A 7292-nucleotide genomic window follows, 5' to 3' on the forward strand; every position below is an offset into this window, starting at 1 on the left:
GCGCCACCGCGCGATCGATCACGCCGAGCGCCTGGGCGCGCGCAACCGAGGCGGCCGACCGCCCGACGCCGACGACCTCGCCCGCACCGCCCGGCGCACGCTCGCGCAGCGCGCGGGCCAGCGATCCGCCGATCAGGCCGACGCCGAAAATGACCAGTTTGTTGAATGCAAAGCCTGACACGACAAGAGCCAAGTGAAGCGTGCCGGCTTGACGCCAAGACACGCGGAGATCCAGATCCCGGGCATCCGGCCGGCAGCCGGCGCACGACACGCGCCGGATACCGCCCGCCCCCGCCTTCGACAGTGCCGACCGGCCTGCCTTGTCCATCGCGGCGCGACTTGCGCGCCGGAATCGCGACGCCCGCTCAGTCGGGCCGCAGCAATCCCCGCGCGCCGCGTCAGCGCGCGCGCGGATACGAACCGAGAACCTTCAGGAACGCGGCCTTTTCGCCGAGCGCCTTCAGCGCAGCCGCGACCGACGCGTCGTCCCGGTGCCCTTCGATATCGATGTAGAAGTAGTATTCCCACGTTCCGACACGCGCGGGGCGCGACTCGAAGCGCGTCATCGACACGCCGTGCTGCGCGAGCGGCTCGAGCAGCTTGAACACCGCGCCCGGCTCGTTCTTCACGGACACGATCAGCGACGTCTGGTCGTAACCGCTCGGGCCGGCCGGTTGCTTGCCGATGATCACAAAGCGCGTGCGGTTGTGCGGATCGTCCTGAATCATCGCGAATGCGATCTGCAGACCATAATGCGCGGCTGCGCGATCCCCCGCGATCGCCGCGACCGTCGGATCGGCCGCCGCGAGGCGCGCAGCCTCTGCATTGCTCGCGACCGCCTGCCGCTCGAGTTGCGGCGCGTTCGCCGCCAGCCAGTGCTGGCACTGCGCGAGCGCCTGCGCATGCGCGCAGACACGCCGCACGCCGTCCAGCGTGCCGCTCTGCGTGAGCAGGTTGTGGTGGATCGGCAACGCCAGCTCGCCGCAAATCAAAAGCTGGGTCTGCAACAGCAGATCGAGTGTGCGCGACACCGCGCCCTCGGTCGAATTCTCGACCGGGGCGATGCCGAATGCCGCGGCGCCCGCCTCGACCGAGCGAAACACCTCGTCGATCGACGGGCATGGCAGCCCCTCGATCGACTGGCCGAAATACTCGAACATCGCCTGTTCGCTGTATGTGCCGACCGGCCCGAGGAACGCCACGTGGATCGTCTGCTCGAGCGCGCGGCTCGCGGCCATGATCTCGCGCCAGATCGCGCTGATGTGCTCGCTCGCAAGCGGGCCCGCGCTCATGTCCTGCAGGCGCGTGATGACCTGCAGCTCGCGCTCCGGCCGGAACACCGGCGCGTTGTAATGCTTCTTGACCTCGCCCACCTCCAGCGCCACCGCGGCGCGCTGGTTCAGGAGCGCGATCAGCTGCGCGTCGATCGCATCGATGCGGTCGCGCAGCGGTTTCAAGCGGGAATTCAGTTCGTCGTCCATGCGTTCTGCCGTGCAGTTGACCGGCACCGCCGCCGTCAGGCGCGGTGCTGCTCGAAATCCTTCATGTACTCGACGAGCGCCTTCACGCCCTCGAGCGGCACCGCGTTGTAGATCGACGCCCGCATGCCGCCGACGGACTTGTGGCCCTTCAGCTGCAGCAGCCCGCGCGCCTTTGCGCCGGCAAGGAAGTCTTCATTGCGCGATTCGTCGGCCAGAAAAAAGGGCACGTTCATCCGCGAACGCGCCGACGGCTCGACCTTGTTCAGATAGAAACTGCTCGCGTCGATCGTGTCGTAGAGCAGCTTCGCCTTTTCGATATTGCGGGCCTCGATCGCCTTCAGGCCGCCCTGCCGCTTCAACCACTGGAATACGAGGCCGGCGATGTAGATCGCGTAGGTCGGCGGCGTGTTGTACAGCGAGTTGTTCGCGGCAATGGTCTTCCATTCGAATGCGGACGGGCAGATCGACAGCGCGCGGTCGAGCAGATCCTCGCGCACGATCACGAGCGTGACACCCGCCATGCCGATATTTTTCTGCGCGCCACCGAACAGCACGCCGTATTTCGCGACGTCCATCGGGCGCGACAGGATGTGCGACGACACGTCTGCGACGAGCGGCACGTCGCCGAGGTCGGGAATCTCGAACGTCTCGACGCCGTCGATCGTCTCGTTCGTGCACAGATGCACGTAGGCCGGATCGTCCGACAGCTGCCATTCGCTGCGCGCCGGTGCGCGGGTGAAGCCGTCCGCGGTCTTGCCGGTCGCCGCGAGGTGCGGCGTGCCGTATTTCTTCGCTTCGCTGAACGACTTTTGCGACCACGAACCCGTCACGACGAAATCGGCCGTCTTGCGTGCGCCGAGCAGGTTCATCGGCACGATCGCGTTTTCCGCGATGCCGCCGCCTTGCAGAAACAGGATACGGTGGCTCGCCGGCACGTCGAGCAGCTCACGCAGATCGGCGAGCGCCGCCTCGTGGATCGACATGAATTCCTTGCCGCGATGACTCATCTCCATCACGCTCATGCCGCTGCCGTGCCAGTCGAGCATCTCGTCGGCGGCTTGCCGCAGCACTTCTTCCGGCATCGCCGCGGGACCGGCGGAGAAATTAAAGACGCGCATCGTGAAAACCTCGGGAGGGACGCGACCGGCACGCCGCCGGCAATTGAACCGCGCCAGAAAAGGAATGGCCGCTTGCGCTCGCGCGCAAACGGCCATTATCGCACTGTCGTCACGCTGCCGCCAAACCCGGCCACACGGCCAGGGACGGACAGCACGACCGGCTTACTTGCCCGGCTTGACTGCCGACACTTCCTTGTCGGCCTGCACGCGCGTCGCCTGGATCGCTTGCGGCATGTACTTCTGCATCAGGCCGTTGACCACGTCGCGGCCGACCTGATCCTGCACCTGGATGAACTTGCGACCGGTCGGGCTCTTGTAGAACGTCGTCAGATCCTTGATTTCCGACGTGCTGTAGTACTTCGCGTACGCGTCGTACTGCGCCGACATCGCGTCGTTGTTGAACGCCTGCGTCGCGAAGACCTTGCCTGCGCCGTCGACCAGCTTCGGCACGGCGTTCTTCTGCAGCGCCGGAACCGCAGCCTGCTTCTGCTTGTCGGTCAGCGTCTTGTTTTCCGACAGCGCATCCGACAGGATCGCCGGAACCAGCTGCTTTGCCTGCATTTCGGCGCTGTTGCCGATTGCCGAGACGAGCTTCGGCGCGTCAATCGCTTCGAGCAGCTCCTTGATCGCTGCCTTCTTGTCGGCGTCGATCGGCGCAGCTGCCGCCGCTGCCGGTGCGGAATTCGACAGCGCTTGCGCCATCGCGAACGTCGGCACCATTGCAGCCAGCAGGACCAGTTGCTTGAATTGCTTTTGCATCATCACTCCCTTCTTGGAAATATCAATGGTTCTCGCCGCATGCGCCGCGCTGCGCTGCGCCTGTTGTGGCGCGCGCCGCGCATGCGGCTGCTCGAGAGTCACATCCGGTCAGGCTTCGCCGTCCGACGCCTCGTCGGCCTCGCCGTCGCCCTCCTCGGCTTCTGCGATCTGCTGCAGGCCGGAGAGCTTGGTACCCTCGTCGAGACTGATGAGTGTAACACCTTGCGTCGCGCGCCCCATCTCGCGAATCTCCGAAACACGCGTGCGGATCAGGACGCCCGCCGTCGTGATCAGCATGATCTGATCCTCCGCGTCGACGAGCGTCGCGGCGACCACCTTGCCGTTGCGTTCGGACGTCTGGATCGCGATCATGCCCTTCGTGCCGCGGCCGTGACGCGTGTACTCGGTGATCGGGGTGCGCTTGCCGTAGCCGTTTTCGGTCGCGGTGAGCACCGACTGCTCCTCGCCGCCCGCCACCAGCATCGCGATGACCTGCTGCCCATCCTCCAGCTGCATGCCGCGCACGCCGCGCGCCTCGCGGCCCATCGGACGCACGTCGTTCTCGTCAAAGCGCACGGCCTTGCCGGCGTCGGAGAACAGCATCACGTCGTGCGCGCCGTCGGTGATCGCCGCGCCGATCAGGAAATCGCCGTCATCGAGACCAACCGCGATGATGCCCTTCTTCATCGGACGGCTGAACGCCTCGAGCGGCGTCTTCTTCACGGTGCCGAGCGAGGTCGTCATGAACACGAACTTGTCGGCCGAGAACTCCTTGACCGGCAGCACCACGTTGATCTTCTCGCCGTCCTGCAGCGGGAACATGTTGACGATCGGCCGGCCGCGCGCGTTGCGCGAGCCCTGCGGCACCTCGTAGACTTTGATCCAGTACACGCGGCCGCGGTTCGAGAAGCACAGCATGTAGTCGTGCGTGTTCGCGATGAAGAGCGTCTCGATCCAGTCGTCTTCCTTCATCTGCGTCGCCTGCTTGCCGCGGCCGCCGCGCTTTTGCGCGCGGTATTCGGACAGCGGCTGCGACTTCACGTAGCCCGCGTGCGACATCGTGACGACCATGTCCTGCGGCGTGATCAGATCCTCGGTGTTCAGCTCGGTCGCGTTCAGCTCGATCTTCGAGCGGCGCGCGTCGCCGAATTCGGCCTTCACCGTGGTCAGCTCCTCGCCGATCATCACCGTGATCCGCTCGGGGCGCGCGAGGATGTCCAGCAGGTCGGCGATCTGCGCCATCACATCGCGGTATTCGCCGATGATCTTGTCCTGCTCGAGGCCGGTCAGGCGTTGCAGACGCATCTGCAGGATTTCCTGGGCCTGCGTGTCCGACAGCTTGTACAGGCCGTCGCCCTGCATGCCGAACGCGGGACTCAGCCCTTCCGGACGGTAAGCGCCGCGGCCGCCCGCGGCGGCGTTGTCGGTTTCCGCGCGCGTGAGCATTTCGCGTACGAGCGACGAATCCCACGCCTTCGACATCAGCTCCTGCTTCGCGATCGGCGGTGTCGGCGCGGCCTTGATGATCGCGATGAATTCGTCGATATTCGCCAGCGCGACGGCCAGGCCCTCGAGCACGTGACCGCGCTCGCGCGCCTTGCGCAGTTCGTACACCGTCCGGCGCGTCAGCACTTCGCGACGGTGCGACAGGAAGCACTGAAGGATTTCCTTCAGGTTCAGCAGCTTCGGCTGGCCGTCGACCAGCGCGACCATGTTCATGCCGAACGTGTCCTGCAACTGCGTCGCCTTGTACAGGTTGTTCAGCACCACTTCCGGCACTTCGCCGCGCTTCAGCTCGATCACGACGCGCATGCCGCTCTTGTCGGACTCGTCGCGGATGTCGGAGATGCCTTCGAGCTTCTTGTCGTTGACCAGCTCGGCGATGCGCTCGAGCAGCGAGCGCTTGTTCACCTGATACGGCAGCTCGTCGACGATGATCGCCGTGCGCTGGCCGCGGTCGATTTCCTCGAAGTGCGTGGCCGCGCGCATCACGACGCGGCCGCGACCGGTGCGGTAGCCGTCGCGCACGCCGGCGACGCCGTAGATGATGCCGGCCGTCGGGAAGTCCGGCGCCGGAATGATCTCGATCAGTTCGTCGATCGTTGTCTCGGGGTTGTGCAGCAGGTGCTGGCACGCGTCGACGACTTCGTTCAGGTTGTGCGGCGGGATGTTGGTCGCCATGCCGACCGCGATACCCGACGAGCCGTTGATCAGCAGGTTCGGGATCCGCGCAGGCAGGATCAGCGGCTGCATTTCGCTGCCGTCGTAGTTCGGGCCGAAGTCGACGGTGTCCTTGTCGATGTCGGCAAGCAGCTCGTGACCGATCTTCGCCATGCGAATTTCGGTGTAACGCATGGCGGCGGCGTTGTCGCCGTCGATCGAGCCGAAATTGCCTTGCCCGTCGACCAGCATGTAGCGCAGCGAAAAGTCCTGCGCCATCCGCACAATCGTTTCGTAGACCGCGCTGTCGCCGTGCGGGTGATATTTACCGATCACGTCGCCGACGATACGCGCCGATTTCTTGTACGCACGGTTCCAGTCGTTGTTCAGTTCGTGCATCGCGAACAGTACACGCCGGTGCACGGGCTTCAGGCCATCGCGGACATCCGGAAGGGCACGTCCGACGATCACGCTCATCGCGTAATCGAGATACGAACGGCGCATTTCCTCCTCGAGGGAGGTGGGCAGGGTCTCTTTGGCGAATTGATCCATGTATTCGTATCTATTCGGAGCGAAGACGGAAACGCCTTTCGCGTGGGCGCTGCCTGGGCAACGCAACGCGAGATTCTAACATGCGCCGTTTTTCCGCCAGATCACCATCCCCTCTATATAAGAATGCCAAGAATGTATACGGCGGCTATCGATATCGCATTGACGCGGCGGCGCGCCGGAATTGTCTGCGGTGTCGCGCACGAAAGCGCCATGCATGCATGGCGCGCAATCCTCGTGCCAGATGCTTGACAATCTCTAAAAGTTGCGGCAGGCCGGTGTTGCGCATGCACCACAATCGGATAGGCGATGTTGGGGTGGGGAGGATTTTTTTTCGTAGGAAGGGAACGATATGGCAAAATGCCAACGCACTGAAAGTTAGACGCTGCTCGAAGTCTACACAGAGCGGCGCCGCGTTTTTTGTGCCGCACCAATGTTATACTTCGAGCAATGTATGACTTGTCATCGTCAACAGGCTCGCAGTAAACCTGCGGTAATCTCAATTTCGAGAGGAGAAATATGAATAAACTTTCAAAGCTCGCGTTCATTGCAGCTACCGCAGTTATGGCTGCATCCGCTTCGGCACAGTCGGTGCCGGCGTCGCGACAAGCCGTGAATGACAACTGGGTGAATGGTACCGGCGAATACGTGTGGATGAACGGCACGAACGAGCTTTGCTGGCGCGATGCGTTCTGGACGCCGGTCACCGCCAACGCAAAATGCGATGGCGCACTGGTCGCCCAGGCACCGGCACCGGCTCCGGTTGCACCGGCTCCGGCAATCACGAGCCAGAAGATCACGTACCAGGCTGACGCACTGTTCGACTTCGACAAGGCAACGCTCAAGCCGCTGGGCAAGCAGAAGCTGGACGACCTGGCAGGCAAGATCCAGGGCATGAACACGGAAGTCGTCGTTGCAACGGGCTACACCGACCGCATCGGCTCGGACAAGTACAACGACCGTCTGTCGCTGCGCCGCGCGCAAGCCGTGAAGTCGTACCTGGTCAGCAAGGGCATCCCGGCCAACAAGATCTACACGGAAGGCAAGGGCAAGCGCAACCCGGTCACGACGGGCTGCAACCAGAAGAACCGCAAGCAGCTGATCTCCTGCCTCGCACCGGATCGTCGCGTGGAAGTGGAAGTGGTCGGCACGCAAGAAGTGCAAAAGGCTCAGTAATACCGTTGCGTATTGCTGCAGCATCGAAAGCCCCGCGATCGCGGGGCTT

At 63.9% G+C, this 7292-nt stretch carries 5 protein-coding genes and 1 pseudogene; 1 reads left to right on the forward strand and 5 read right to left on the reverse strand.

Annotation, left to right across the window (positions count from 1 at the left end):
- The 5 genes and pseudogenes from KH616_RS18825 to gyrA all read right to left on the reverse strand — a co-directional run.
- Positions 1-328: pseudogene (locus tag KH616_RS18825) on the reverse strand (hypothetical protein); the annotation flags it as partial.
- 70 nt (positions 329-398) lie between these two features.
- Positions 399-1481 (reverse strand): prephenate dehydratase, encoded by a 1083-nt coding sequence (gene pheA / locus KH616_RS18830; protein WP_292249654.1) that lies wholly within the window; start codon positions 1479-1481, stop codon positions 399-401.
- A gap of 35 nt (positions 1482-1516) precedes the next feature.
- The gene (gene serC / locus KH616_RS18835) at positions 1517-2599 is read right to left on the reverse strand and encodes a 3-phosphoserine/phosphohydroxythreonine transaminase (protein WP_292249655.1); all 1083 of its coding nucleotides are present in this window, start codon (positions 2597-2599) and stop codon (positions 1517-1519) included.
- Positions 2600-2761: 162 nt separating this feature from the next.
- On the reverse strand, positions 2762-3358 hold the full coding sequence (locus KH616_RS18840) for a DUF2059 domain-containing protein (RefSeq protein ID WP_292249658.1): 597 nt from the start codon (positions 3356-3358) through the stop codon (positions 2762-2764).
- Between the two features lie 108 nt (positions 3359-3466).
- On the reverse strand, positions 3467-6070 hold the full coding sequence (gene gyrA / locus KH616_RS18845; protein ID WP_292249656.1) for a DNA gyrase subunit A: 2604 nt from the start codon (positions 6068-6070) through the stop codon (positions 3467-3469).
- Between the two features lie 516 nt (positions 6071-6586).
- Here gyrA and ompA point away from each other — a divergent pair.
- Positions 6587-7243 carry an outer membrane protein OmpA gene (ompA, locus tag KH616_RS18850; protein ID WP_292249657.1) on the forward strand — a complete coding sequence of 219 codons (657 nt, stop codon included), beginning with the start codon at positions 6587-6589 and terminating at the stop codon, positions 7241-7243.
- Positions 7244-7292: the final 49 nt, after the last annotated feature.

Origin of the sequence: Burkholderia sp. (assembly GCF_018375725.1) — a bacterium.
GTDB lineage: Bacteria > Pseudomonadota > Gammaproteobacteria > Burkholderiales > Burkholderiaceae > Burkholderia.